This is a genomic window from Mycobacterium pseudokansasii, assembly GCF_900566075.1.
Lineage (GTDB): Bacteria > Actinomycetota > Actinomycetes > Mycobacteriales > Mycobacteriaceae > Mycobacterium > Mycobacterium pseudokansasii.
The window spans coordinates 1,156,697-1,182,488 of record NZ_UPHU01000001.1; the positions used below are offsets into that span (position 1 = coordinate 1,156,697).

A 25,792-nucleotide genomic window follows, 5' to 3' on the forward strand; every position below is an offset into this window, starting at 1 on the left:
TGTCACATCCGTCACAGTGGCCTCTGCCGGGGAGGATGTTCGTTGTGCTCACCTAGCAGCGACACGTGAGGTTGTCGCTGCTAGTACTGCAGCCGTAGATCGGGATCATTGGGTTTCACGCCGTCGATAGTGCGAGAGCCGGGCTCGGTATTGGTGTCGTCGCCGCCGTCGTGACCAGGCCAGCAGGCTTGTCAGGGTGTGTGTTGCGGTCAGCAGCAGTGCGTCGAAGAGACGTCGAAACTCGTTGACAGTCAATGCAATCAATCCGATCGGGGTGGGTGCGGTGTCGTGTTCGATGGCGGTGGCCACGGCCAGGAAGGCGTGGGCGAGCATGGCCAAGGTGGTCCAGCGATGCCAGGAGTTCCAGCGCCGGACCTGGTGCTGGTCGAGGCCGACGAGTCCTTTTGGCGGCTTGGAAGGATTCCTCGATGCGCCAGCGCTGACCGGCCACGGCCACCAGGGTGCGTAGTGGGACGGGGCGCGGGCTGTAGCAGCGCAGGTAGGCGTGTTCACCGGTGGCATCGTTGCGGCGGATCAGCAAATGGTGAACGCCGGTGTCGGTGTCGTCTTCGGCCAGCAGCCGAAACCACGCCCAGGAGTACAGGCGGGGGCCGTGCGCCCCAGGGCCGGCGGAGTGTGTCTGCCAGGCGTGTTCAGGGATCAGCGCCGGTAGCGCATCGACACGGATCGGGCCGGCGTCGGTGGGTACCCGCCGGTTGGCCGCGACCGCCAGGACATACCCCAGGCGGTGCTCGCGAACCCGCGCGCGCGACCGCGGGTCAGCGCCATAGACTTCGTCGCCGGTCACCCACGCCGCAGGTACCTCGGCCGCCACGGCGCGGTCGATCAGCTTGGCGGCCAGCGTCGGTTTGGTCGCGAAACCCCGCTTATCCTCGGGGATTCCGGTATCGGCACACCGGTCGGTGTCCTCGCTCCACGACTTGGGTAGCTACAGTGCCCGGTCGATCAGGGCGTGTCCGCGCGGGGCGGCGTAGGTCAGATACACCGCCACTTGAGAATTCTCGATCCGCCCAGCCGTACCGCTGTACTGACGTGGCACCCCGACCGTCGCAGTGCCCTTTTTTCACGTCGCCGGTCTCGTCGACCACCAAGATCGCACCCCGGTCGCCAAAGGCGTCGATGACGTAATCACGCAGATCATCACGGACCGCATCAGCGTCCCAGCTGGCCCGTGCCAGCAGATGCTGCAACCCGTCCGGGGTGGCCGCACCGCGATGTTCGGCGATGGTCCAGCAATTCTTTCTGTCCAGGCCCGAGACCATCCCGGCCATCAATTCACCGGCATGCCGCAAGGGTTCGTAACGAGCAAAACGTGATGCGATCGATCACCGCCGAGAACTCCGTCTGCCACCGATCAGGGTCTACGCTATGAGCCGCGGCGACCGAGGCCAATTCCGTTGTCATCACAAACACCGAACATGCCGCGGTCGCCGCCTCTACCAGCGCAGACACGCCAGCATCAACAACCCTGATCTACGGCTGTAGTACTAGGTGGGCACATCGGGCGCCTGCCAACTCCCGGGACGGGTGTGACGCATGTGACCAACGCCGCGTAGCTCTCACCGGTGATCCGAGCCGTTCTGGGAGAATGGCTGCGAACCAACACACAGACGAGTGGGAGCACGACTTCGTTGGCCGTTACGCCGATATCCCGAACGCCGGGCGTCCTGGCCGAGGCCGTGGTCGACCTGGGTGCCGTCGAACACAATGTGCGGGTGCTGCGCGAGCACGCCGGAAGCGCGCAGGTCATGGCCGTCGTCAAGGCGGACGGTTACGGCCACGGCGCGACCAGGGTCGCCCGGGCGGCGTTGGCGGCGGGGGCGGCCGAACTCGGTGTCGCCACCGTCGACGAGGCGCTGTCGTTGCGGGCCGACGGGATCACCGCCCCGGTGTTGGCCTGGCTCCATCCGCCCGGCATCGATTTCGGGCCGGCGCTGGTTGCCGACGTCGAAATTGCGGTCTCGTCGGCGCGTCAACTCGACGAACTGCTGGATGCGGTGGCCCGCACCGGCACGACGGCGACGGTGACCGTCAAGGTCGACACCGGTCTCAACCGCAACGGCGTGCCGCCGGCGCTGTACCCGGAGATGCTGGCCAGGTTGCGTCAGGCCGCTGCCGAGCATGCGATCCGGCTGCGGGGAGTGATGTCGCACCTGGTGTACGCCGACGCGCCGCAACAGCCCATCAACGACGTTCAGGCCCAACGGTTCCGGGACATGCTGGCATACGCCCGCGAACAGGGCGTCCGGTTCGAGGTGGCGCACCTGTCCAATTCGTCTGCGACCATGGCCCGTCCCGACCTGACCCTCGACCTGGTGCGCCCGGGCATCGCGGTGTACGGGTTGAGCCCGGTGCCGGAGCTGGGCGAGATGGGCCTGGTGCCGGCCATGACCGTGAAATGCGCTGTGGCGCTGGTCAAGTCGGTTCCCGCAGGAGAAGGCGTGTCGTACGGGCACACCTGGATCGCGCCGCACGACACCACGGTGGCGCTGCTGCCGATCGGCTACGCCGACGGCGTGTTCCGGTCACTGGGCGGGCGCCTGGAGGTACTGATCAACGGCCGGCGCCGACCGGGCGTCGGCCGGATCTGCATGGACCAGTTCGTCGTCGACCTCGGCCCCGGCCGGGTCGACGTGGCCGAAGGTGACGAGGCCATTCTGTTCGGGCCCGGCACCAGCGGCGAGCCCACCGCACAGGACTGGGCCGATCTGGTGGGCACCATCCACTACGAAGTGGTCACCAGCCCGCGCGGGCGGATCACCAGGACCTATCGTGAGGCCGAAAACCGTTGAATCCCAACGAATCCCATAAAGGTTACCAGGGTAGGGCCTGGCTTGCGGGAGGCGCCGGGCTGACCGCGGTCGCCACGATCGTCGGAGCCGCTGCCCGCCGCTCGCTGGCCGAACGCAGCGGCGTCATTGAAGACCCTTACACCGACGAGGATTTCGAGCGGCTGGACAGCGACCGCGGCCACGTGGTGACCACCCCCGACGGGGTACCGCTGGCGGTGCGCGAGGCCGGGCCGGTCGATGCGCCGGTGACCCTGGTCTTCGCCCACGGTTTTTGTCTTCGCATGGGCGCCTTCCACTTTCAGCGGATCCGGCTTGGCGAACACTGGGGCTCGAAGGTGCGGATGGTCTTCTACGACCAGCGTGGGCATGGCCAGTCCGGTGAAGCCGCGCCGCAGACCTACACGCTGACCCAACTCGGCCAGGACCTGGAAACGGTCCTGCGGGCCACCGCGCCGCGCGGGCCGATTGTGCTGGTGGGACATTCGATGGGCGGAATGACGGTGCTGTCGCATGCCCGCCAGTTCCCCGAGCACTACGGCCAGCGGATCGTGGGGGCCGCGATCATCTCCTCGGCCGCCGAAGGGGTGACGCGCTCACCGCTGGGCGAGTTCCTCAAGAACCCGGCGTTGGAAGCCGTGCGGTTCACTGCCCGCTCCGCACCGAAGCTGGTACACCGCGGCCGCACCGTGTCCCGGTCGCTGATCGCCCCGATCCTGCGCGCCGCGTCCTTCAGCGACCTGCAGGTCAGCCGGAGCCTGGATGCGTTCTCGCAGCGGATGATGAACGACACCCCGATCGCCACCCTGGTGGAGTTCCTGCAGGCCCTGGAAGTCCACGACGAAACCGCGGGGCTATGGACGTTGCTGAAGGTCCCGACGCTGATCGCCTGCGGCGACCACGACCTGCTCACCCCGGACGAATATTCGAGGAAGATGGCGGCTTCGCTGCCGCAGTCGGAACTGGTCATCGTCACCGGGGCCAGTCATCTGGCGCTGCTGGAGAAGCCCGACGCCATCAACGAGGGATTGGTTCGGCTGGTCGACCGGGCCACTCCGGCCGCGATGACGTTGCGGTACCGGCGGTTTCGGGAACGGTGGCGGCGCCGTGGCTGAGCAGCAGAAGCTGGAGCGTGTCGAGGACACCGTCGCGCTGGGAGCCCGGTTGGGTGAGCAGCTTCGGGCCGGCGACGTGGTGGTGCTCTCCGGTCCACTGGGTGCTGGAAAGACCGTGCTGGCCAAGGGAATTGCCGCAACCATGGATGTCGACGGTCCGGTCACCTCGCCGACCTATGTGCTGGCGCGGGTACACCCGGCGCGCCGATCCGGCCGTCCGGCGATGATTCACGTCGACCTGTACCGCTTGCTGGACCGGCCCGGTGCCGTTCTGCTCGGCGAGCTCGACTCGCTGGACCTCGACACCGATCTCGACGACGCGGTGGTGGTGGTCGAGTGGGGGGAGGGCCTGGCCGAACGCCTGTCGCAGCGCCACCTTGACGTCCGGTTGGAGCGAGTCAGCCATTCCGACGTGCGGATCGCGACCTGGCAGTGGGTGTGTTCATGAGCCTGGTCTTGGCGATCGACACCGCCACCCCGGCCGTGACCGCGGGCGTGATCCTCATGGAGGGCACGCAGTGCGTGACGGTGGCCCAGCGGGTCACCGTCGACGCGCGGGCGCACGCCGAACGGCTGACGCCTAACGTGCTGGCCGCACTCGCCGACGCGGCGCTGAGCATGAGCGAGCTGGACGCCGTGGTGGTCGGCTGCGGCCCCGGCCCGTTTACCGGTTTGCGGGTCGGGATGGCGACCGCCGCCGCCTATGGGCATGCGCTGCAGATCCCGGTATACGGCGTGTGCAGCCTGGACGGCATCGGCGGCCACACCACCGGTGACACGCTGGTCGTCACCGACGCACGCCGCCGCGAGGTGTATTGGGCTCGCTATCGCGACGGGGCCCGCATCGCCGGGCCGGCCGTCAGCGCCCCGGCCGACGTCGATCTCGGGCCGGCCCGCGCCGTCGCCGGCTCGCCCGAGCACGCGGCGTTGTTCGGCCTGCCACGATGTGAGCCGGTGTACCCGACGCCGACCGGGCTGGTCGGCGCGGTGCGCGAATGGTCCGCCAACCCGCCGCCGCTGGTGGCGCTGTATCTGCGACGGCCGGATGCCAAGCCGTTGGCGGCTCGCGCATGACCGCCCACACCGGGCCCGTCATCCTCGGTGCGCTGACCCCCGCCGATGCCGAGCGGTGCGCCGAGCTGGAAGCCCAGTTGTTCGACGGCGACGACCCGTGGCCGGCGGTGGCCTTCGAACGGGAACTGGCCAGCGCGCGCAACCACTACGTGGGAGCTCGCAGCGCCGGCACCCTGGTCGGCTATGCCGGCATTTCCCGGTTGGGGCGCACCCCGCCCTACGAGTACGAGGTGCACACCATCGGGGTGGATCCGGCCTATCAGGGACAAGGCATCGGCCGTCGGCTGCTCAACGACCTGCTCCGTTTCGCCGAGGGCGGGGTCGTATACCTGGAGGTCCGCACCGACAACGAGGCCGCCCTCGCGCTGTATCGCAACATGGGATTCGAGCAGATCGGCCTGCGCCGGCGCTACTACCGGGTCAGCGGCGCCGACGCCTACACGATGCGACGGGAGGCGCGCCGATGACCCGGGCCGGCGACGATGCCGTGGGGGTACCGCCCGCTTGCGGGGGACGAAGCGATGAGGAGAAGCGGCGCGCAGTGACTATCGTGCTGGCTATCGAAACCTCTTGCGACGAAACAGGAGTCGGCATCGCGCGGCTGGGCGGCACGGGTGTTGGGGCCACGGTGACATTGCTGGCCGACGAAGTGGCCTCCAGCGTCGACCAGCACGTACGCTTCGGCGGCGTGGTCCCCGAGATAGCCTCCCGGGCACACCTGGAAGCGCTTGGTCCCGCGATGCGCCGGGCACTGGCGGCGGCCGGCGTGAAACGACCGGATGTCGTCGCTACCACCATCGGTCCGGGCCTGGCCGGTGCGCTGTTGGTGGGAGCGGCCGCGGCCAAAGCCTATGCGGCGGCGTGGGGAGTGCCGTTCTACGCCGTCAACCACCTGGGCGGGCATCTGGCCGCCGACGTCTACGAACACGGCCCGCTGCCCGAGTGCGTGGCGTTGCTGGTGTCCGGCGGACATACCCACCTGTTGCACGTGCGCTCGCTTGCCGAGCCGATCGTCGAGCTGGGCAGCACCGTCGACGACGCGGCCGGTGAGGCCTACGACAAGGTGGCGCGGCTGCTGGGCCTGGGTTATCCGGGCGGCAAGGTGCTTGACGACCTGGCCCGCACCTGCGGTCGGGAGGCCGCGGAGATGCCCGTGTTCCCTCGTGGCATGACCGGGCCGGCCGATGATCCCTACGCGTTCAGCTTCTCCGGGATCAAGACCGCCGTAGCCCGCTATCTGGAAAGCCATCCCGACTCTCGGCCCGCCGACGTCGCGGCCGGATTCCAGGAGTCCGTCGCCGACGTGCTGACCAAGAAGGCGGTGCGCGCGGCCACCGACCTGGGGGTGTCCACCTTGCTGATCGCGGGAGGCGTGGCCGCCAACTCGCGGCTGCGCGAGCTGGCCACCCAGCGCTGCGCCGAGGCGGGCCTGAGTCTGCGTATCCCCAGGCCCCGACTGTGCACCGACAACGGCGCCATGATCGCCGCGTTCGCCGCGCACCTGGTGGCCGCGGGGGCTCCGCCGTCACCGCTGGATGTGGCTACCGACCCCGGCCTGCCTGTCGTGACAGGTCAGGTAAAAGGCCAGGTCGGCTGAGAGTTCGCGGACGGCGGACACGCCAACACGCAGAAGCACCGGGGTGCCCTTGAGTGCTAGCACTCTCATGTATAGAGTGCTAGGTGGCAGTCGGACGACCCCTGTTGCCGGCACCCGCGACGACGGCGCGAGGGCACGGAAGAATGCCGAATCACCTGGTAATTCGGACGGTTCCGGGGCAAGCCCCGGACCGACCGCCAAATCCGGTCCGGGCCTGAACCCGGACCCGACCCAATAGTGGAGGGCTCCAATCGTGGCGAAGGTGAACATCAAGCCACTCGAGGACAAGATTCTCGTGCAGGCCAACGAGGCCGAGACCACGACCGCGTCCGGTCTGGTCATTCCCGACACCGCCAAGGAGAAGCCCCAGGAGGGCACCGTCGTCGCTGTCGGCCCCGGCCGGTGGGACGAGGATGGCGAGAAGCGAATCCCGCTGGACGTCGCCGAGGGCGACACCGTCATCTACAGCAAGTACGGCGGCACCGAGATCAAGTACAACGGCGAGGAATACCTGATCCTGTCGGCACGCGACGTGCTGGCTGTCGTTTCCAAGTAACAGAACCGTGTTCCGCCCCGGCGATCCCCGTGCACGGCCACGGGTGATTTCCGGGGCGGCATGCGTTAGCAGCCGAGGCCGTAGTGGACATCGCCCGGCGGAAGGAACCTGATGAGCAAGCTTATTGAGTACGACGAAATCGCGCGTCGCGCCATGGAGGCGGGTGCGGACAAGCTCGCCGACACGGTAAGGGTGACGTTGGGCCCGCGTGGTCGGCACGTGGTGTTGGCCAAGTCCTTCGGCGGACCCACTATCACCAACGACGGCGTCACCGTCGCACGTGAGATCGACCTGGAAGACCCCTTCGAGAACCTGGGCGCCCAGCTGGTGAAGTCGGTGGCCACCAAGACCAACGACGTCGCCGGCGACGGCACCACCACCGCCACCGTGCTGGCCCAAGCTCTGCTCAAGGCCGGCTTGCGGCTGGTCGCTGCGGGTGTCAACCCGATCGCACTCGGCGCCGGCATCGGCAAGGCTGCCGACGCGGTGTCCGAAGCACTGCTCGCGTCGGCGACACCCGTATCGGGCAAGGACGCCATCGCGCAGGTGGCCACGGTCTCCTCGCGCGACGAGCAGATCGGTGAGCTGGTGGGCGAGGCGATGACCAAGGTCGGCGCCGACGGCGTGGTCAGCGTCGAAGAATCCTCGACGCTGAACACCGAGCTGGAATTCACCGAGGGTGTCGGCTTTGACAAGGGCTTTTTGTCGGCTTACTTCGTCACCGACTTCGACTCGCAGGAGGCCGTGCTCGAAGACGCGCTGATCCTGTTGCACCAGGAGAAGATCAGCTCGCTGCCGGACCTGCTGCCGCTGCTGGAGAAAGTTGCCGAATCGGGCAAGCCGCTGGTGATCATCGCCGAGGACGTCGAGGGTGAGGCGCTGGCAACGCTGGTCGTCAACTCCATCCGCAAGACGCTGCGAGCGGTCGCGGTGAAGTCGCCGTACTTCGGCGACCGGCGCAAGGCGTTCCTGCAGGACCTGGCGGCGGTGACGGGCGCCGAGGTGGTCAACCCCGACGCCGGCCTGGTGCTGCGGGAAGTGGGCCTGGACGTACTGGGCTCGGCCCGGCGTGTTGTGGTCAGCAAGGACGAGACCATCATCGTCGACGGCGGTGGCGCTCCGGAAGCGGTCGCGGCCCGGGTCAACCTGCTGCGCGGCGAGATCGAGCGAAGCGACTCCGACTGGGACCGCGAGAAGCTGGGCGAGCGGCTGGCCAAGCTGGCCGGCGGGGTGGCCGTCATCAAGGTGGGCGCCGCCACCGAGACCGAGCTCAAGGAACGCAAGGAAAGCGTCGAGGACGCGGTCGCGGCGGCCAAGGCTGCGGTCGAGGAGGGCATCGTCGCCGGCGGGGGCTCCGCGCTGATCCAGGCCCGTGAGGCGCTGAAGGATCTACGGGCGTCGCTGTCGGGCGACGAGGCACTCGGCGTCGACGTGTTTTCCGAGGCGCTCGCAGCACCGCTGTACTGGATCGCCACCAATGCCGGGCTTGACGGAGCGGTCGTGGTCAGCAAGGTCAGCGAGCTGCCCGTCGGCCATGGGCTGAACGCCAGCACCCTGACCTACGGCGACCTGGCCGCCGACGGTGTCGTCGACCCGGTCAAGGTGACCCGGTCCGCGGTGCTCAACGCCGCATCGGTGGCTCGGATGGTGCTCACCACCGAGACGGCCATTGTCGACAAGCCCGCCAACGCCGACGAACACGACCACGGCCATGGTCATGGTCATGGCCACCACCATCACTAGGTGCGCCCAGTACGAAGCACCCCCGGCCCAATACGCCGGGGGTGCTTCGCTTTTCGGTCCTAGGTCATCGGGATGAACCTTAGAGACTGAGGAGCACCCGCGACCCGTCCGGTCGCTTCACGGAGACCTCCAGCTCGCCGCCTGTCGCCTCGACGTATTTGCGTAGTGTGTCGACACGACACGTGCCCAGTTCGCCATGCTCTATCTGGGAGACACGGTTCTGGCCAACGCCAATAGCCGCAGCGAGGGTCGTCTGAGTGAGGCCTGCGGCCTCGCGAAGTTCACGGAGACGGTACTGGGCGACCTCACGGTCCATCTCCGCCTTGATCGCGTCAATACGGGTCCGGTTGCCCGGACGACGGCGGCGCATGTCATCGAGATTGGTCATCGTTTCTTCCCCTTCCTTGTCTTCGGATCAACGGCTTTGGCCGTGTCAGCTCCTTCCCTAGGTAGACGTTCCTGGTGAGCGGTGAACAGGTCATCTGCGATGGGAATGTGCTTGGCATACCACGTGGACCAATTGCCGGCCTTGTCTCCGGCGATCAGCATGATCGCCTGTGATCTGATATCGAACGCGAACAGCACACGAATGTGGGCTCCAGCCCTGGTGGGGCGCGGACGAAGCTCCTTTATGTTCGGGTGCTTTGAGCCTTCGAGGGTGTCCACGAACGGTCGTCGGGCGACTGGGCCGTGTTCCTCCAACTGCTCGAGCGCTGCTATTAAGTTGTCGTACTCCTCGTCGTCGAGGGTGTCCATCCAGGCCTCGATGAGAGTCAGATCGACCTCCCATTTCCGCACGTACCATAGAGTATCAGCTTCAACTGATATCAGCTAGAAGTGATTCCCAGGGCTCGCCCGCGCCGAGCATTGGCCAGTGTCGGCAGACCACCCACGTCTGGACCAGATAAACGAAACACCCGCGGCGGCCCAGCCGGGGGTGTTTCGCATTGCTCGACTCAGTGGTTGCTCGGCCGCATCTACCGCACCCATCTCGACGGCGAACCGGGTGTGCCTCGGTCGGTGGCCGTGAAGCTCCCGCTTGTCGACACCGAAGCCCGGTCTGCCGTCTGCGGGGACCTCGAGTTATACCTACGTGAGGTGCACTTTCACCAGGAGATTGGCCTGACCCGCTGCCGCCGGCACGCCCGTACTTCGGATCTAAAAGACGGTCGGCGCATCAGCCGCTCGGCGGAAGGCTGGGAGTCGTTACGGTGCCGGTCGGCGTGGACGTGACGGTCGGGACGCTGGTGACGGTGACAGTGCTGGTGCTGGTGCTCATGGACGGCGGCGGCACGACGGTGGCGGTGGTGGTGAGCGTGGTGACGGTAGGTGTGGCGCCTTCGGATGAGGTGGAGGACGAGGAAGGAGACGAGGTGGTGGTCGCCGCGGAGACCACACCGCAGGCCACTCGCTTACCCGAATCGCCGGTGGCCAGCGTCTCTTCGTCCGGGCCCGGTGTGCCGTTCTTCTGGGTGTAGCGGGCGGGAGGGATATTGCCGAAGTTATCCGGGTCCTGGTGAATGATCAGCGCGGTGCCCGAGCCATTTCGCAGGTCCGCCGCGGTGAACGAGTTGGAGGTGGTGACGAGTTTTGCCGTGCCGTCGGAGCGTACTTCCAAGGAGGTCAGGTCGCCGCTGGCGGGATAACCCGTATGCCCAGGCGCCTGGTAATGGCCTCCGGCGGAGTTGAAGTCGCCGGTCGCTCCTCCCGTCGGGGCAACCGAATCGGCCTCGCATTTGCCCACCGAGTGGATATGGAGCCCGTGGAAACCAGGGGTCAGGACCTGGTTCGGGACCGTCTCAACGGTCAGCGTCGCGAAGCCGTTGGCGAAATCGAAGGTGGCGTTGGCCACCAGAGTTCCGTCGGCGCTCTTCAACTGTGTGGTCATCCGCTCGGTGCCGGGCGGCGGGGCGGTCAGCGGCGACGTGTTGGGCTGGGCGGTGTTCTGGTTGGCACACGCACCTATCGGTGCGATGACCGCGGTAAGCACGGCTGCGGCAACGGCCGCAGGCTTTTGCACGCCCTTGTTCATGGCATGGGCCTACCCGGATCGGCCAACGCCAAACGAGCGACTCGGGCTATCGGCTGTAATTGGTCAATACCCCGGGTACTTGTGCCACATGCGCTTAGCGGCGTCGTCGAAGCTGTACTCGGAGAGATGCCAGTCCGCACAGTCGTAGAGGTCGTCGGCGATCTCGCTGATGACGTCGCGAAGTTCCAGCGGTTCCAGCCAGTCGCTGGAGATCGCGCCCACGCCGAGCGCCGCGCCGAGGAGGTTGCCGGCAATCGAGCCCGTCGAATCGGAGTCGCCGTCGTGGTTGACCGCCGCCACGATGCCGTCTTCGAACGACTCTGCTGTCAGCGCGCAATACACGCCGATGGCCAGCGCCTCGTCGGCCACCCAGCCCTGCCCCAACCCCGCTACAGTCTCATGGCGGCGCCCGCCGCGACGTGCCGCGGCCTCGGCTGACTCCACGGCGTTGAGGGTTTCGTCGTGGTCAGCGAACTCGACGAGGATGCGCTTGGCCTCCGGCAGCGCCTCCGCCAGCGGTATCCCCAGCGCCAGCTGGTAGATGAGCGCCGCGAACACCCCGGCCGACAACGAACCCGTGGGGTGACCGTGCGTCAGGGCCGCAAGTTCGGTACCGATCCGGAACGCGTGGCGCAGCGTCCCATCGGGCTGGCGCGAGACAAACAGCCCCACGGGTGCCACCCGCATGACCCCGCCGCAGCCCTTGCTGTGGTTTTCCGCGGGCTCGCCGAGATGACGTATCCCGCGAAGCGCTGAAATACACGTGTTGCCGGGCGCGCGTTGGCTGTGCAACTGGCGCTGCTGGTAGAGCCAGCCCGAATGGCCGTCACCGAATGGCTCGCCGATCCCGACATGCTGCACGGGTGCTTCACCTTGGGTGCGCAGCCATCGCAGATACGCGTTTGCGGTTACCCCGGTGTACGTCGACAAGCCCTTCATGCGTCCGCGGACCCAGTACCGCAGCAGCCCTTCGGCGGTGAACAGCGTCATTTGAGTGTCGTCGGTGACCATGCCGACACCGCCATAAGCGGGCGCATACGCCGTGATGCCCTCCGGGCCGAACCGCGCCAGGATCTGCTCACGGGTGTGAAACTCCACCGGTGCGCCCAACGCGTCGCCCACCGCGCCACCGAGAAGGCAGCCGCGGAACCGCTTCCGGTCGCCGATGCTCATTCTCGGCACGCTACCGCGATGCGGGCGAGCCAGCCGTACCCCGCCGGTCAATCCCATCGGGGTGCGGCCGGCACCACCCGTCATGAGTTCTGATCTGCTCGATTGCGGGGGAGAAGCAGCCAGACGGCGACGGCCGCGGCCAGCGGTACCAGTGCCATGGCAAGACTGGTGGTGCGCAGCGCCGAGGCGATGAGCTCCTGGGTAGCTGCCAGAACCCGATGCGCCAGCTCGGGGTTGAGGCTGCCTAGGCTGCCGACGTGACCGCCGCCGGCTGAGCGCGATGCCTCCAACGCGTTGGCGGCCTGCGCGGGAGAGATACCCAAGCCGGCGAGCCGCTCCCGGGCCCGTGCGGTGTAGAACGTGGTGGTCAGCAGGGTAACCACGGTGGGGCCCAGGGAGTAGAAGGATTGGCCGGCCCCGGGCTTGACCGCCGACACCGAGCCCTCCAGTCCCGGCGGGGCATAGCTCATCATGATGCTCGCCTGCGGCGGCTCGACGATGGCGACGCCGACGCTCAGCATCACGACTCCCAAGGCGATCACCGGGAGGGAGGTGCCCACCCCGAAGGTGGCGAACATGCAGCTGGCCAGGGTGAGCAGTCCCAGACCCCACAGGATCGTGGTTCGCGCCGAGGTCCGCATCATCAGGCGACCGCCCATGACGGCCGCTGGCGCTTGCACCGCGGCGGCCAGCACCAGCAACAGACCCAGCACCGTCGGCGCAAACCCGCGGACCACGGTGGTGTAGTAACCCAGCAGGAGCACGCGGCCGGCCAGCAGGAAATTGAAGGCCAATCCGGTGATGACCGCGGCGTTGAAGGGGCCGGCCCGGAAGATCCGCAGGTCCAGCGCCGGCTGGTCGGTGTGTTGCTCCCACCAGACGAAAAAGACTCCGGCGGCCAGCCCGATCAGCAGCGGCGGCGCCGCCGCGCCGGGGCCATGAGCCAGGCGGGACAGGCCGTAGACGAGGCTGACCATCATGAGGCCGGCCGCGCCAATGCCGGGGTAGTCGATCCGGCGGCCCTGGATACGGAATGTCTCGGGGACGAACCGCAACGTGATGGGAATGGTGATCAACGCCGCGGCCGGGGCAACGACCAATGCCCAGCGCCACCCCAGCGACTCGACCAGGATGTCGCCGATCAGTGGTAGCGGCGCTCCTACCAGGAATGCCGTCCCCAAGAAAAAGCTGATGGCTTTGGCTCGCTGCGCGGGCGGGAAGACGGCGTTGATGATCGCCAGGGACAGGCCCAGCAGGAAGGCGAAGCAGACACCGGTCAGAGCCCGGGTGATCATCAGGGTCACCGCATTGGGCGAGACTGCGGCGAGCAGGCCGCTGACGATCACTCCGGCCAGGCCCAGCAGATACATTCGGCGTTTGCCGTAGATGTCGCCCAGCGTTCCGGCGCCGAGGATCGTCGCCGCCAGGGTCAGCGTGGCCAGACTCGCGGTGAATCCGGCGGCGGCGGTGCTCATGTGCAGGCCCTCGCGCACCGGCACCAGGCTGCTGGAGAAGATGGCCGGGTCGGCACCGGTGATGGAGAAGCCCAGGCCCATGGCAAGCACGGTCATCCATTGGGCGAACGTCAGCTTGTCCTGGGCCGACCGGGTTTGCGTGTAGAGCGCAGCCATGGGGTTCCTCCGTTTTGACGTGTGGGGTGGGTCGGGTTAACCGGCGGCGGGCGAGCCGACGATCACGAAGCGCTGCGCAAGGCCGTATCGGGAGGCGCTAGCGCTGCTCGTGTTGGCGGCTCTGCCCGCCGCTGGCAGACCGCCCAACATGGGGGCTGCTGCATCCGGTGCAATCTGGGAAGTGGACGCTAGCCCGGTGTTCGGCAATGCCGTGGCGGCGTGGCTGATGTTCGGGGCTGCGGCGCCCCAACTGTGCGGTACCGACAACGCCCCGATCGAACCGGCCCTGCCCATGCCCGCCGACACCGTCCCGACGCGGCCCAGACCCGGCATCTTGAGTCCAAAGTTGGTGACCGCCTGCGCCAGCGGCGTCGCGGCCTGTGCGGCGACCTGCCCCATCGACATGAACGACCTCAGGACCGACGTGATGGACATCGTCGCCGACGTACTGCCCATGACGACCTCGACCGGGGTCAGCATCCCCTCTTCCACCGTGACCACACCGGCGACTAACGGACGGGTGGCGAACCACTTCAGCATCGGTGGCACGGTGTTGATCAACTGGGACAACTTCACCGCGTTGCTGGCGGCCGCTTGACTGGCCGTCCGGCCGGCCGCCTGGGCGACCTCCGGCGCTACGGCGAACGGGGTCAATCGGGTTGCGGCGGCCGCGGCCGCGGCGTAGCCGTACATCGCGACGGCGTCTTGGGCCCACATCGTGGCGTAGTGGGCCTCGGTGGCCGCGATCGCCGGAGTGTTCTGGCCCAGGACGTTGGTCGCTACCAGCGCCATCAGCAGCGCGCGGTTGGCCGCGATCTCCGCCGGCGGCACCGTCATCGCGAATGCCGCATGGTAGGCGGCCGCGGCCGCGGTGGCCTGCCCGGCGGTCGCCTCGGCCTGCCCTGCCGTGACGTTCAGCCACGCCAGGTAGGGGGCGGTCGCGGTCGCCATCGCCACCGATGCCGCGCCCTGCCAGGGCCCGCCAACCAGCCCCGAGATCACCGACCAGCACCGGGCAGCGGTGGAGTACAACTCAACGGACAGCCCGTCCCAGGCCGCCGCCGCAGCCAGCAGCGGCCCGGAACCGACCCCGGCATACATGCGCGCGGAGTTGATCTCCGGCGGCAAAGCTGCGTAGTCCATCGCGGCACCCTCGCTCAGCCGACCGCAGCGGTGTTGGCGGCTTCGGCGGCGCCGTACGAGGCGGCGCTGGTGCCCAACGTGGTCACCAACTGGTCGTGAATGGCCGCGGCGTGGGCGCTGATCTCCTGGTACAGGACGGCGTGCGCGGCGAACTGAGCGGCGATCAGCGCGGAAACCTCGTCGGCAGCGGGTGGCACGACCGCGGTGGTCGTGGCCGTCGCGGCCGCGTTGTGCGCGTTCATCGCCGAGCCGATGCCCAGCAAATCGGCTGCTGCGGCCACCAGCGCCGGTGGCTGGGCGGTCACGAAAGACATGCGCTTACCTCCCTCTGAGTTGACCTGTGAGCTGGTCCCTGAACTGGCCGTGTACTGGCCAAGTGCTTTCTATGATCGAGACCACAGCACCGCCGCCCAAGGGCGAAATGACCCAACCCAAGGCGGGGGATGGTGCAAAAGTGTGCGCACGCCGCGCGATCGGCGCCGACGTGGTCGCCGCCCGCGGATGCCGGAGGCCTGTGCCCACGCCCCTGCGGGTGTCTGGTCCGGTTGCAGGAGACTTCGTTGTCACGCTCGATGCGGCCTATCCGGCCGCGGCTACCAACCCGTTGCGCCGCACTGCGATTTACTACCGCTACATCGCCTATCGCGCGGCGCTAGGGTGATTTCCGGTTCATGCCGGAATCCGTGCCACTACCCAGGTCTCACGGCAAAGACCCCAAACATGTTGGCTTGCATAGGACTATCGGCCCGGCCCGAGTGCCGGTCCCGACACTGTCGGCCGCACGGTGGTCCGCAGTGTGCCCTGCTGTCACTGCGTCCCTGCGCCCGAACGGCGGCGTCGTGGCTGTCCGGCGAAGCTTGGCGCGCAGCTTCGACCATGTAAATCGATGGTTCTCGACGTCGTAAAAGAACCGAACCGGCCGGAATAGCAAATACACCAGCAGCAGAATGGCCATCGTCAGCAGCGCCGTCCAGCTCTTGACGCCATGGACCTTCGTCGTCCTGGTATACCGCGTGATGTAGCGGTAAAAGTCAAGCACTGGGGCTTCCAACCGCCGGCCCGATATGCCTGCGACCATTGTCGGCTCGTACGCAATCTTCAAATCGTTCTTGAACAAGGTCAGGGCAAGATCGATATCTTCGTGCAGTTGATCTTCGGGATCCCGATGGGCCAGCTGACGGACCGCTCGCCACGCCGAGTTCCGGATTGCCATGTTGGCGCCCAGGAGAAACCGCTGATCTGTTGAGTGGCGCTCCAGATAGCTGCGAATTCGGTGGTCCCCCCAGAAACCGAGTCTTCGCAAAGGCATGTCATGGTAGAAAACCGGACCGGTCGCCGCGTCCACGGCCGGATTGGCGAATCGGCGGCGAATTGTTTCGACCCAGTCATCGGCGATGATGGTATCGGCATCGATGCGGCCGATGACATCGCTGCGCGCATGGTCGAACCCATGGTTGCGTGTCGGAATGAGCCCTTGATGCTCATTCTGCTCGAGCAGGCGGATGTTGAACTGCCGGTGGTGTCTTTGATATCGGCGCACCACCGCCAGGGTATCGTCAGTCGATTTGTTGTTGACCACGATTATTTCGTCGGGCGCAGATGTCTGGGCGATGCATGATTCCAGGCATCTGCCGATAATACGGTCCTCATTATAGGCGGGGATAACTATTGCCACGGACGGCCGCGGCGACACGGCGGCCGGCCGGACGTCCGAAACATTCGGAGGTCGGAAGGCGGACAGCTGTCCGCCGCGACAGTCATCCCGTCCGCGCGTCAATACCAACTGTGGAGCGTTCACGACATCTTCCTAACTAATAGCGATCTTGCCGAGATCGAGCAAATGGCTGGTCGCCTCCAGGAACTGGTCGTTTTCGTGTGGCAATCCAGCGGAAACGCGTAGATAGTGTGATAAACCCACGTCGCCGAGAAAGATGCCGGCGTTTGCATAGGCTTCCCAGACCGCATGCGCATCATCTAATTTCCCCAGGAGAAAGAAGCTGGTGTCGCTGTGGGGAATGTCGAATCCTGCCAGCTGAAGGGCGGTGACCATCCGGTCACGTTCCAGCAGAAGCTCGGGAACTTTAGCCAGGATCTCGTCGGCGCGATCGATGATCACCGCCGCCGCAGCTTGTGTCATCGATGACACGTGATACGGCAGTCGCGTTGCGAGCAGCGTATTAATAATGTTGGGGGCGGCTATCACATAGCCTAATTTTCCGCCGGCGAAAGTGAACGCCTGGCTCAGAGTCCGGCAGATCGCAATCTTGTCCGGGTAGCGGTGTATGAGCTGGACCGCGCTGTCTTTGGTTGACATTTCGATGAATGCCTCGTCGATGACGAGTATTCCGGACCGTAACCGGGACAGCACTTCCTCGAACATCTCCATGCTGAAGCTGTCGCCCGTGGGATTGTTCGGATTCGCGATCACCACGACATCGGGCTGGCATCTTTCTATGGCGGTAAGGGCCGTCTCTATGTCGCGCTGCGGAAACGCCCGCGACGGCACGCTCCGCCATTGGATGCCGACCGCTTCCGCGATCACCGGAAAGTATCTGTACGACGGTTCCAGGCCCAGTGCGGTTCCCCCGGGCCCGGCGAATGCGCGAAAGATCTGCTGCAGTATTTCGTTGCAACCATTGGCAACCCAGATGTTTTCAGGCGTCACCGGGATGCGCGCGTGATTGGAGACGTATTCGGTTAATTTTGTTCGTAACACCGTCGCGTTACTGTCGGGATAGGTGTTGATGGCTGCGATTTGGCCTCGGACCGCTTCGATGACCGCGTTCTGGATGTGTGGTGCCAACGGGTACGGGTTGACCGGACAATGCAAGCCGATCCCGCCATATCCGGGTGAGGCCGCACCGGGACGTTTGAGTATTTGAAGTCGGGCCGGTGGTTTCGTCGAACCGCCGGGAATGTGCAGCGGCCGTGATGTGGTTTTCATTTTTCCCCATTGGATTACTCGGCGGCGGTCGGAAAAACCTCGGTGGCGGAGCGGCCGCCATCACCCAATGCGCGCTCGTCGCCGCGCCAGAGCCCGGCAAGTTGCTCACCACCGCCGCAGACGGCTATGGCTGCCGACGATCTGCGATCCATCATCGTTATCGGGCCGTTGCCGGCCAAGGGCCAAACTTCCCAATCCGACCTACAAATGGTGCAAAAGTGTGCACACGGGTTTAGGGTGGGTGGGTGGTATGGCAAAGTCCGTCACCGCAGGTATGCGAGATGATTCGGCAAGGAGCGCGGATTGTCCTCAACGCTCCCCCGGAGTGGTTTGACGAATACGACCGGCAAACTATGGCGGCCAATCCGTCCATTGCCGACGATCCCGTCCTGGCAGCGGCCACCCGACGAAGCATTCGATCCAGCCTGATGCATTGGGCCGCAGCCAATGTCAGCAACCCGGGTGCTCCGGTGCCGCCCAATGTGGGCCCCGAGCCGCTGAGTATCGCCCGGGACATGGCGCGCCGCGGCCTGGAGCCGTTCACTTTCCGTCCGGCGCTGACCGTGGGCTGGCGGCTCTGGATGGATATCGGCTTCAAGCTGGCCTCGGACGCCGACGAGCTGCGCGAGCTGCTCGATGTGTCCTTTCGGTCCATCAGCAATTTCATCGACGCCACGGCTGCCGGCATCGCCGCCCAGGTGCAACAGGAACGCGACGAATTGGCCCGCGGCACTCATGCCGAGCGCCGCGAAGTGACCGCGCTGATCCTCGACGGCGCCCCGATCAGCCGCCAGCGTGCCGAAGCGCGATTGGGCTACGCCCTGAACCGCTCCCATATCGGCGCGGTCATCTGGAGCGACGAACCCGACGGCGACCTCAGCCAGCTTGACCGTGTCGCCGACGCCTTCGGCGACGCCGCCGGTTTCGCGCGGCCACTGACCGTGATCGCGAGTGCGGCCACCCGGTGGGTTTGGGTGCCCGAGTCCGCCCTCGATGTCGAGCTGGTTCGTCGGGCGGTCGAGGGCACTCCCGGCGCGCGAATCGCCATCGGCACAATCGCCAAGGGTATCGAGGGCTTCCGCCGCAGCCACCTCGAGGCGCTCACCACCCAGCGCATGGTGGCCGGGCTGCAATCCCGTCAGCGGGTAGCGTTTTTCGCCGATGTCCAGTTGATCGCTTTGATCACTCAAAACCGCGAGGCCGCAGAGGAATTCATCAAAAACACGCTGGGAGACTTCGAGTCGGCCGGGCCCGAGCTGCACAAGACGGTGCTGACGTACATCAACGAGCAGTGCAGCGTTGGGCGCACCACGAAACTTCTTTACACACACCGCAACACGTTGCTGCGTCGACTCGAGCGCGCTGAGCAACTCCTGCCTCGACCGCTGGAACACAGCAGCGTTCACGTCGCCGTCGCGCTCGAGCTCCTGCAATGGCGCGGCAAACCGGCCACCTAACGAGGTTCAGCGTCCTCCCGTGCCGGCAATACCGGCATGCCCGCCGATGTCACCGTCTCCCACCGGCGTCACCCATGCCGCCGGGTCCGCCGAAGCCGCCGGGTCCGCCGATTCCACCGATTTGGCCGGGGCTTCCGATGCCGCCGGGGGTTCCGGGCACGCCCCACTGGGGTCCATAAGGTCCGTAGGGTTCACCGGGCGCTGGGGGTCCCTCGGGTCCACCCGGTCCGCCCCAGCCGCCGGGCCCGTAGACACCTCCCGGTGTACCCGGTGGTGGGGGCCCAATATGTGTGGGGCCGGCTGCGGATCCCGGCGTCGAAGCCAGCTCACATTGTTGCGAAACGTTGTTCCAAACCCAGCCAACGGGGCAATTGTCGTCGGCCCGGCTAATCGCCGGTGCGCCGACTCCGAGCACCGGCAAGAAAGCCAGCGTCAGAGTAAGCGCGGCAGCGGCGCCGCAACGCGGTAGCAAATGCCGCATCCCAGAACCTCTTTCGTCATCTGTCGGGGTTAGTGCTATTTGGTTGGCGTGTGGGTCGACGGCAGAAAAATTCCGTAGGCCGCAGACTGCCCGAGATCAGCTGCATAACCGGACGCACGCGTGTAGGCGGTGCGGCCGTTGATGAGCACGGCGTCCACCGCGTCATCGTTGCGGTTGACCACGCGGTCGACCCCAAAGGCGTCGGGCGCGGGTGCCTCGGCGACCTCGAAGACCTGGTCGTTGAGGCCGTCGGGGTTGACCACCACCACGTCGGCGCGGGCGCCGATGCGCAGCCGTCCCGCCTCTACGCCCCACCAGTCGGCCAGATCCGATGTCAGCTTGCGCACCATCTCGCCGACGGTGATCTTCGGGCGCGGCGACTGTCCGGCCCGCTTGGCCATCGTCAGGGCACGCAGCCCGAAGTTGTAGTTCGCCAGGCTGCGCAAATGCGCACCGGAATCGGCGAATCCAATGTGGGTCCCTGGGCTTGCCAACAAGTCGAGCACGATGTCGGGGCGGTGATTGCCCACCACGGTGTACCACCGCAACTTGTCCCGCCAGGTGGCGGCCAGATCCAAGAACACCTCGGCGGGGTGCTGACCGCGCTCGCGGCTAAGGTCTTCGAAGGTGCGGCCCACCACCGAGACATCGGGGCAATCGATGATGACGGCATCGTCGAAACGTCGGTTCCACAGGCCGTTCATCATGAATCCGCCCATGTCCTTGATGAACTGGGCCCGGAACTTCGGGTCGCTCAGCAGCGCGTACTGATCGTCGGCAGTGCGCAGGTTCCGCAGCGTGACGCCGCTGCTGAACTCCTCGAAGGCCGCGAAATCCACCCCATCGCAGAAGATCGTCATCGGGCCGGGCAACGCCTGAAATCGCAAGTCGCCGCGAAGCGCTCGATTGGTCAGAAATGCCAGCAGCCGCGACACCCGGTGCAGCATGGGGTTGGACTTGAAGTCCATCGCGGTCAGCAGGCTGGTGCGCAGCGGCCGACGACCGATGCCGGCCGCGGTCAACGCGAACGCCAGCACGTTCACTTGCGTTTCGGCGTTGGGGGCACTCTGCAGGATGCGGCCCCGCCGGCGCAGCCGCTTGTGTAGCCTGCGGTATTCGCGCCACCTCGCGAACGTCGACGGCAATGGCTCTGCCCAGGCCCGGTCACCGGCCAGCTTGTCACGACGAGTTGTCATCGTCGACAACCCCAGGAAGCCCTCGTCCAGCGCGTCGTCGAGAATGCGCTCCATTTCGGTCATCTGGGTGTCGTTCGGCCGAAAATTCTTGTCCGTGGCCGCTTCTAGGCCCAGTACCCCGACCCGCAGGTCGCTGTGACCCAACATGGCCGCGACGTTGGGGCCCAGCGGCTGCTGTTGAAGCCATTTCCGGTAGTCGCCCGGCGTGCTCCATGTCTTGCTCTGCTGCAGAATCGTTTTGATGCCCGAATGCGGGATGGCCTCCACCCGGGCGAACAGGTCCGCCGAATCGTCGGCATCCACGGTGACCATGCTCAGCGAGCAGTTACCGGTAACCACCGTGGTCACCCCGTGCCGTACCGACTCGGGCAACCCAGGGGCGGTGACGATTTCGGCGTCGTAGTGCGAGTGGATCTCCAGAAAGCCTGGCATGACCCACTTCCCGTCGGCGTCGATGACTTCGTCGAAGCTGCCCGGGTTCAGCGCGTGCGCGGACACGTTGATCACCACGCCGTCGGCGATCGCGACGTCGCGCACCACCCCTGGCGCGCCGCTGCCGTCGAAAAACAGCCCGCGCGAAATCAAGATTCGTGGACTGGGCTTGCCGGCGGCTGCTGTGGCGTTCATTCGGCTAGATCCTTTCGGCTCGGCCTCGGCGACAGCACCGAGAGCAACACGTGCTGGCGGCTGCGGAAGTGCTGGCGGCCCGGGGTGATTGCGGTGGCTAGCAGCGGCCCCGTACCGGTTCGCTCCGCGGAGATGCTCGAGGTACTCTCCATGATCGATGCCGCGGCACCGCCGACCAAAGGTCATAATGTTCCGATTCGCCGTGATCGATGGTGCAAAAGTGTGCACCGGCAGTCGCAACGCGGCCCCGGAACCCACGCTTAGCGACGCGAAGCCACCGCGGACCAGCGACCGCGCAGACGTGGCCGGACGCCTCGCCGCGGTCGAATTCAACTATTGCGGCGCCGAAAGTGCCGGAAGCTATCAGGTAGCCAAGAGAACCAGCCGGCCGAGGCTCAGCAGGCCAGCATTGGCGATGCCGGTGTTGAAGAAGCCCGAGTTGAAACCGCTGAGCATGCCGCTCGGGAATGGACCCATCGCGTCGGTGACACCGGTATTGAAAAAGCCTGAACTAACCCCGGTGATAACCGAGCCCCCGGCGGCCGAATTGAAGAAGCCCGAGATACCGTGGCCGCCGTTAGCAGCCGTGTTTCCAAACCCCGAGTTTGCGACACCCGCGTTAGAGAATCCCGAGTTTCCAGTGGCAGCCAAGCCCACCGGACCCTGGTCGGCGGTATTCCCGAAGCCGGTGTTCAGATTGCCCGCATTCCAAAAGCCCGTATTGACGTGGCCGGAGTTACCGAAGCCCGTATTGGTCGAGCCCGAGTTGAAAAAGCCGGTGTTGAGGTTGTTCCCATTCCAGCCACCGGTATTGATCGAGCCCGCGTTCCCGAAGCCGGTGTTGAGCAGGCCCGAATCCCAGAAGCCGACGTTTCCGCTGCCCGAGTTCCCGAAGCCGAAGTTGCCCGTGCCCGAGTTCCCGAAGCCGAAGCTGTTGAGGTGATCAGGAAATACGGTGTTGGTGCCTGCGCTGAAGGCGCCGATGTTGCCACTGCCGGAGTTGAAGAAGCCGATGTTGTTGGTGCCGGAATTGCCGAAGCCAATGTTGCCGCTGCCCGAATTCAGTAGCCCGGCCAGGTTGATGCCCACCTGATTGTCACCGGTGAGGCCGATTCCGAAGTTATTGTTGCCGTGGTTTCCAAAGCCCCAGTTTCCGGTGCCGGTGTTTCCCGCACCGATGTTGCCAATGCCGGTGTTCCCACCGCCTATGTTTCCGTTACCCAGGTTCCCCAGGCCGAAGTTGCCGTTGCCGGTGTTGCCCATGCCCACGTTGTTGTTGCCCGGCGTGGGAGAAAATGTGAACAGGTTTGGATTCGATAGGTCGGTGGGACCGCCGTTTCCAAAGCCGATGTTCCCGTTGCCGAAGTTGCCGAAGCCGAAGTTTCCATTGCCGGCGTTTCCGGCGCCGAAGTTGTTGTTGCCGTTGTTTCCGCTGCCGATGTTATTGTTGCCCGGCTGCGGGGGAATAAGCTGACTGTTCCCCAGGCCGCTGTTCCCGAACCCGATGTTTCCGCTGCCCATGTTGCCGTTGCCGACGTTGGCGTTCCCCTTGTTGCCGATGCCCAAATTGGGCAGATTCTGCAGGAACTGCTGCAGACCACTCGGTAATTGCGCGGCCGCCGCCGACGCCTCGGCGTGATAGCCGAGCATCGCAGCCACGTCCGCAGCCCACATCTGCTCGTACTGCCCCTCGGCGGCCATGATCGCCGGCGCATTGAGGCCCAGCCAATTTGACCTGATCAGCTGGACGAAGGCGGAGCGGTTGGCCGCCACCGCCAACGGATGGATCGTTGCCGCGCGGGCGGCCTCGAATGCACCGGCGACCGTCTGCGCCTGCTGGGCTGCCCGCGCAGCCTGGGCCGAGGCCGCGCTCAACAACTTCGCGTACGGGGCAGCCGCGGCCGTCATCGCCGCTGAGGCCGCACCCTGCCACGACTCAAGGGCCAACCCCGAGGTCACCCCCGAAAACGACGACGCCGCCGTCCCCAACTCCGAGGCCAGCCCGGTCCAGGCCGCGGCCGCGTCCAGCATCGGCGTCGATCCCGCACCGGTGAACATCCGCAATGAATTGATCTCTGGCGGCAGCATCACGAAATTTGCCACGGCAGGTCCCCTGTCAGTAACACGTGGAATTCTCGAAAGCGACCCGGTGCCCGAAGGTGGGATCGAGTAACTCGCCACGCACGCTACGCCGATGGCATTGCAGATATCGGCTTTTCGCAAAGAATGCCGGACCGTCCTCGTTCGCACGGGCTTACCGACTGACGCCGGGTCGGTAGCTCGATACCGAAAGTCACCCGACGCGGCGGCCGAGCTCTCGATGATGGCGTGAAATTCATTGCTCCGCAAAAAGAACAGACTGGCTCTGATACAGACTCGGGGTCTCACCCGGCGTCGGTCCGGCGAAGCGTTTGTTCACGTCGCTGACAGTCGGATAACACATTGCAGCGCAACATGTTTCGTATGCTGGTGTCGCCGGCACCGACAACCGGAGTTGCGTGTATTGCAGAACGCCGCACTAAGATGGCTGGCGATCACAAGGAGGTCAACATGACTGGCGACGCTGACGCCATCTATCTGAACGGTGACATCGTCACGATTGACGATGAGCAGCCAACGGCGGAAGCAGTCGCCATCAAGGACGGTCGCATCGTCGCCGTCGGGGCTTGCGACGACGTGGTACAACAACACCAAGGCCCGCGAACGCGCACCGTCGACCTCGCCGGCAAAACGCTGCTGCCGGGCTTCATCGACCCGCACAGCCACTACATCAATGCGCTCACGGTGGCAAACCAGGTCAATGTGTTCGCGCCACCGGCAGGTCCCGGCGCCGACGTCGACGCCATCGTCGCGGAGCTGAAGAACTTCCGCGATGCGCGAAACATCGGTGCGGGTGAACTCATCATGGGCTACGGCTACGACGAGACGGTCATGCCCGAGGGCCGGACCCTGCATCGAGAAGACCTCGACAAGGAGTTCCCGAACAACCCGGTGATGGTCGGGCACGTGTCGTTGCACGGCGGCGTGCTGAATTCCGCGGCCCTGGAGAAGTTCGGCATTTCGGCCAGCACCGTGACCCCGCCGGGCGGGGTGATCGTGCGCAAGGACGGCTCGGACGAACCCGACGGCCTGGTCATGGAAACCGCATTTCTGCCGATCTTCGCCTCGCTGCCCAAACCCACCCGCGAGCAAGAGGTCGAGTGGAGCATCGCCGGCCAACTGCTGTACGCGGCGGCCGGTATCACGACTGCCCACGAAGGGGCGACTCACGCGGCGGACATCGCTGTGATGCAGCGGGCGGCCGCGGGCGGCGCCACCCTCATCGACGTCGTCGCCTATCCGTTCATCCTCGACCTCGATGCGGTTCTCGAGGACAACCCGCCCGACACGTTCGGGAGCTACCACAACCGCGTCAAGCTCGGTGGCGTCAAAGTCACTCTCGACGGTTCGCCGCAGGGCCGGACCGCGTTCTTCACCACCCCCTACCTCGTCGACGGCCCCGACGGGCAGCAGAACTGGACCGGCGAGCTGCCGTTCCCGCAGGAAACCGTCAACTCCTGGTTCAAACGTGTCTACGACCTCGGTGTGCCGCTGAACATCCACGCTAACGGTGACGCCGCCATCGACGTCCTGCTGACGGCACACGAATACGCCGCCGCCGCCGACCTTTCCAAAGACCGCCACACCACCGTCATCCATTCCCAATTCGTGCGCCGCGACCAGCTCGACAAGTACGTCGAATACAACCTGATTCCGTCGCTGTTCACCGAGCACGCGTTCTACTTCGGCGATACCCATGTCCGGTTGCGCGGCAAGGAGCAGGCGCATTTCCTCAGCCCGATGCGCACTGCCATCGACCTTGGCCTGCGCCCGACCAACCACACCGACTTCAACGTCTCACCACTGGACCAGTTGTTCGTGGTGTGGACGGCGGTCAATCGCGTCTCACGCAGCGGTGAGGTCATCGGCGCCGATCAGCGTGTCACGCCCCTCGAGGCGCTCAAAGCGATCACCATCGACGCCGCATATCAGTACCGCGAGGAACAGTCCAAGGGCTCGATCACGGTCGGCAAACTCGCCGATCTGGTGATCTTGGACAGCAACCCGCTCACCGTCGACCCGATGGACATCAAAGACATCAAGGTCGTCGAGACGATCAAAGAGGGCCGCACCATCTACCGCAGACCGGACGTCGCCGCGTAATCACCGCTCA

22 protein-coding genes and 2 pseudogenes are annotated in these 25,792 nt (G+C 65.8%); 12 read left to right on the top strand and 12 right to left on the bottom strand.

Annotation, left to right across the window (positions count from 1 at the left end):
* Nucleotides 1–105: 105 nt before the first annotated feature.
* Nucleotides 106–1,425: pseudogene (locus EET10_RS05390) on the bottom strand (IS701 family transposase).
* A 227-nt stretch (nt 1,426–1,652) separates the two neighbouring features.
* Between EET10_RS05390 and alr the strand changes: the two are divergent.
* From alr to groL, 9 genes and pseudogenes are all read left to right on the top strand, one after another.
* Nucleotides 1,653–2,813 (top strand): alanine racemase, encoded by a 1,161-nt coding sequence (gene alr, locus EET10_RS05395; RefSeq protein ID WP_036399419.1) that lies wholly within the window; start codon nt 1,653–1,655, stop codon nt 2,811–2,813.
* A 59-nt stretch (nt 2,814–2,872) separates the two neighbouring features.
* Complete coding sequence (locus tag EET10_RS05400; protein WP_423793568.1) at nt 2,873–3,925, top strand: alpha/beta fold hydrolase; 1,053 nt, start codon at nt 2,873–2,875, stop codon at nt 3,923–3,925.
* Nucleotides 3,918–4,373 (top strand): tRNA (adenosine(37)-N6)-threonylcarbamoyltransferase complex ATPase subunit type 1 TsaE, encoded by a 456-nt coding sequence (gene tsaE, locus EET10_RS05405; RefSeq protein WP_036398309.1) that lies wholly within the window; start codon nt 3,918–3,920, stop codon nt 4,371–4,373. The genes EET10_RS05400 and tsaE overlap by 8 nt, the downstream gene beginning before the upstream one ends.
* Entirely contained in the window at nt 4,370–4,999 is a 630-nt protein-coding gene (gene tsaB, locus EET10_RS05410) for a tRNA (adenosine(37)-N6)-threonylcarbamoyltransferase complex dimerization subunit type 1 TsaB (protein ID WP_036398307.1), read from the top strand. The genes tsaE and tsaB overlap by 4 nt, the downstream gene beginning before the upstream one ends.
* Nucleotides 4,996–5,466, top strand: a complete 471-nt coding sequence (gene rimI / locus EET10_RS05415) for a ribosomal protein S18-alanine N-acetyltransferase (RefSeq protein ID WP_036398305.1) — start codon at nt 4,996–4,998, stop codon at nt 5,464–5,466. The genes tsaB and rimI overlap by 4 nt, the downstream gene beginning before the upstream one ends.
* A gap of 2 nt (nt 5,467–5,468) precedes the next feature.
* Nucleotides 5,469–5,537, top strand: a pseudogene (locus EET10_RS32145) (16S rRNA (guanine(966)-N(2))-methyltransferase RsmD); the annotation flags it as partial.
* A gap of 3 nt (nt 5,538–5,540) precedes the next feature.
* Entirely contained in the window at nt 5,541–6,596 is a 1,056-nt protein-coding gene (tsaD, locus tag EET10_RS05420; protein WP_036399416.1) for a tRNA (adenosine(37)-N6)-threonylcarbamoyltransferase complex transferase subunit TsaD, read from the top strand.
* 253 nt (nt 6,597–6,849) lie between these two features.
* Entirely contained in the window at nt 6,850–7,152 is a 303-nt protein-coding gene (gene groES / locus EET10_RS05425) for a co-chaperone GroES (protein WP_003418028.1), read from the top strand.
* A gap of 111 nt (nt 7,153–7,263) precedes the next feature.
* A complete protein-coding gene (gene groL, locus EET10_RS05430; RefSeq protein ID WP_036398303.1) occupies nt 7,264–8,895 on the top strand; it encodes a chaperonin GroEL in 1,632 nt (543 codons plus the stop codon).
* 79 nt (nt 8,896–8,974) lie between these two features.
* On the opposite strand, the gene EET10_RS05435 is transcribed toward groL, so the two are convergent.
* The 7 genes from EET10_RS05435 to EET10_RS05465 form a co-directional block, all read right to left on the bottom strand.
* Entirely contained in the window at nt 8,975–9,283 is a 309-nt protein-coding gene (locus tag EET10_RS05435) for a helix-turn-helix domain-containing protein (protein WP_122501955.1), read from the bottom strand.
* On the bottom strand, nt 9,280–9,693 hold the full coding sequence (locus EET10_RS05440; protein ID WP_036398299.1) for a type II toxin-antitoxin system RelE/ParE family toxin: 414 nt from the start codon (nt 9,691–9,693) through the stop codon (nt 9,280–9,282). Before EET10_RS05440 ends, EET10_RS05435 begins: the two co-directional genes overlap by 4 nt.
* A 379-nt stretch (nt 9,694–10,072) precedes the next feature.
* Nucleotides 10,073–10,915 (bottom strand): superoxide dismutase[Cu-Zn], encoded by an 843-nt coding sequence (sodC, locus tag EET10_RS05445; RefSeq protein ID WP_423793544.1) that lies wholly within the window; start codon nt 10,913–10,915, stop codon nt 10,073–10,075.
* Nucleotides 10,916–10,990: 75 nt separating this feature from the next.
* On the bottom strand, nt 10,991–12,100 hold the full coding sequence (locus EET10_RS05450) for an ADP-ribosylglycohydrolase family protein (protein ID WP_036399414.1): 1,110 nt from the start codon (nt 12,098–12,100) through the stop codon (nt 10,991–10,993).
* Nucleotides 12,101–12,180: 80 nt separating this feature from the next.
* Nucleotides 12,181–13,731 carry an MFS transporter gene (locus EET10_RS05455; protein ID WP_051490178.1) on the bottom strand — a complete coding sequence of 517 codons (1,551 nt, stop codon included), beginning with the start codon at nt 13,729–13,731 and terminating at the stop codon, nt 12,181–12,183.
* A 36-nt stretch (nt 13,732–13,767) separates the two neighbouring features.
* Entirely contained in the window at nt 13,768–14,874 is a 1,107-nt protein-coding gene (locus EET10_RS05460; RefSeq protein ID WP_036398295.1) for a PPE family protein, read from the bottom strand.
* 14 nt (nt 14,875–14,888) lie between these two features.
* On the bottom strand, nt 14,889–15,188 hold the full coding sequence (locus tag EET10_RS05465; protein WP_036398293.1) for a PE family protein: 300 nt from the start codon (nt 15,186–15,188) through the stop codon (nt 14,889–14,891).
* A gap of 71 nt (nt 15,189–15,259) precedes the next feature.
* Here EET10_RS05465 and EET10_RS05470 point away from each other — a divergent pair, with 71 nt between their 5' ends.
* Nucleotides 15,260–15,535, top strand: coding sequence for a hypothetical protein (locus EET10_RS05470; RefSeq protein ID WP_036398291.1), 276 nt, complete (start codon nt 15,260–15,262; stop codon nt 15,533–15,535).
* A gap of 39 nt (nt 15,536–15,574) precedes the next feature.
* On the opposite strand, the gene EET10_RS05475 is transcribed toward EET10_RS05470, so the two are convergent.
* Nucleotides 15,575–16,672, bottom strand: coding sequence for a glycosyltransferase family 2 protein (locus EET10_RS05475; protein WP_081260667.1), 1,098 nt, complete (start codon nt 16,670–16,672; stop codon nt 15,575–15,577).
* 9 nt (nt 16,673–16,681) lie between these two features.
* Nucleotides 16,682–17,818, bottom strand: a complete 1,137-nt coding sequence (locus EET10_RS05480) for an aminotransferase class I/II-fold pyridoxal phosphate-dependent enzyme (protein ID WP_063467674.1) — start codon at nt 17,816–17,818, stop codon at nt 16,682–16,684.
* A gap of 245 nt (nt 17,819–18,063) precedes the next feature.
* Here EET10_RS05480 and EET10_RS05485 point away from each other — a divergent pair, with 245 nt between their 5' ends.
* Nucleotides 18,064–19,275, top strand: a complete 1,212-nt coding sequence (locus tag EET10_RS05485) for an Rv1453 family transcriptional regulator (protein ID WP_036398289.1) — start codon at nt 18,064–18,066, stop codon at nt 19,273–19,275.
* 516 nt (nt 19,276–19,791) lie between these two features.
* Here EET10_RS05485 and EET10_RS05495 read toward each other — a convergent pair.
* Together EET10_RS05495 and EET10_RS05505 are read right to left on the bottom strand one after the other, a co-directional pair.
* Entirely contained in the window at nt 19,792–21,579 is a 1,788-nt protein-coding gene (locus EET10_RS05495) for an N-acyl-D-amino-acid deacylase family protein (RefSeq protein WP_099188035.1), read from the bottom strand.
* Between the two features lie 363 nt (nt 21,580–21,942).
* A complete protein-coding gene (locus tag EET10_RS05505; RefSeq protein ID WP_036398286.1) occupies nt 21,943–23,682 on the bottom strand; it encodes a PPE family protein in 1,740 nt (579 codons plus the stop codon).
* A 447-nt stretch (nt 23,683–24,129) separates the two neighbouring features.
* Between EET10_RS05505 and EET10_RS05510 the strand changes: the two genes are divergently transcribed.
* Nucleotides 24,130–25,782: an amidohydrolase gene (locus EET10_RS05510; protein ID WP_036399407.1), complete on the top strand. Its 1,653-nt coding sequence runs from the start codon at nt 24,130–24,132 to the stop codon at nt 25,780–25,782.
* Nucleotides 25,783–25,792 lie beyond the last annotated feature (10 nt).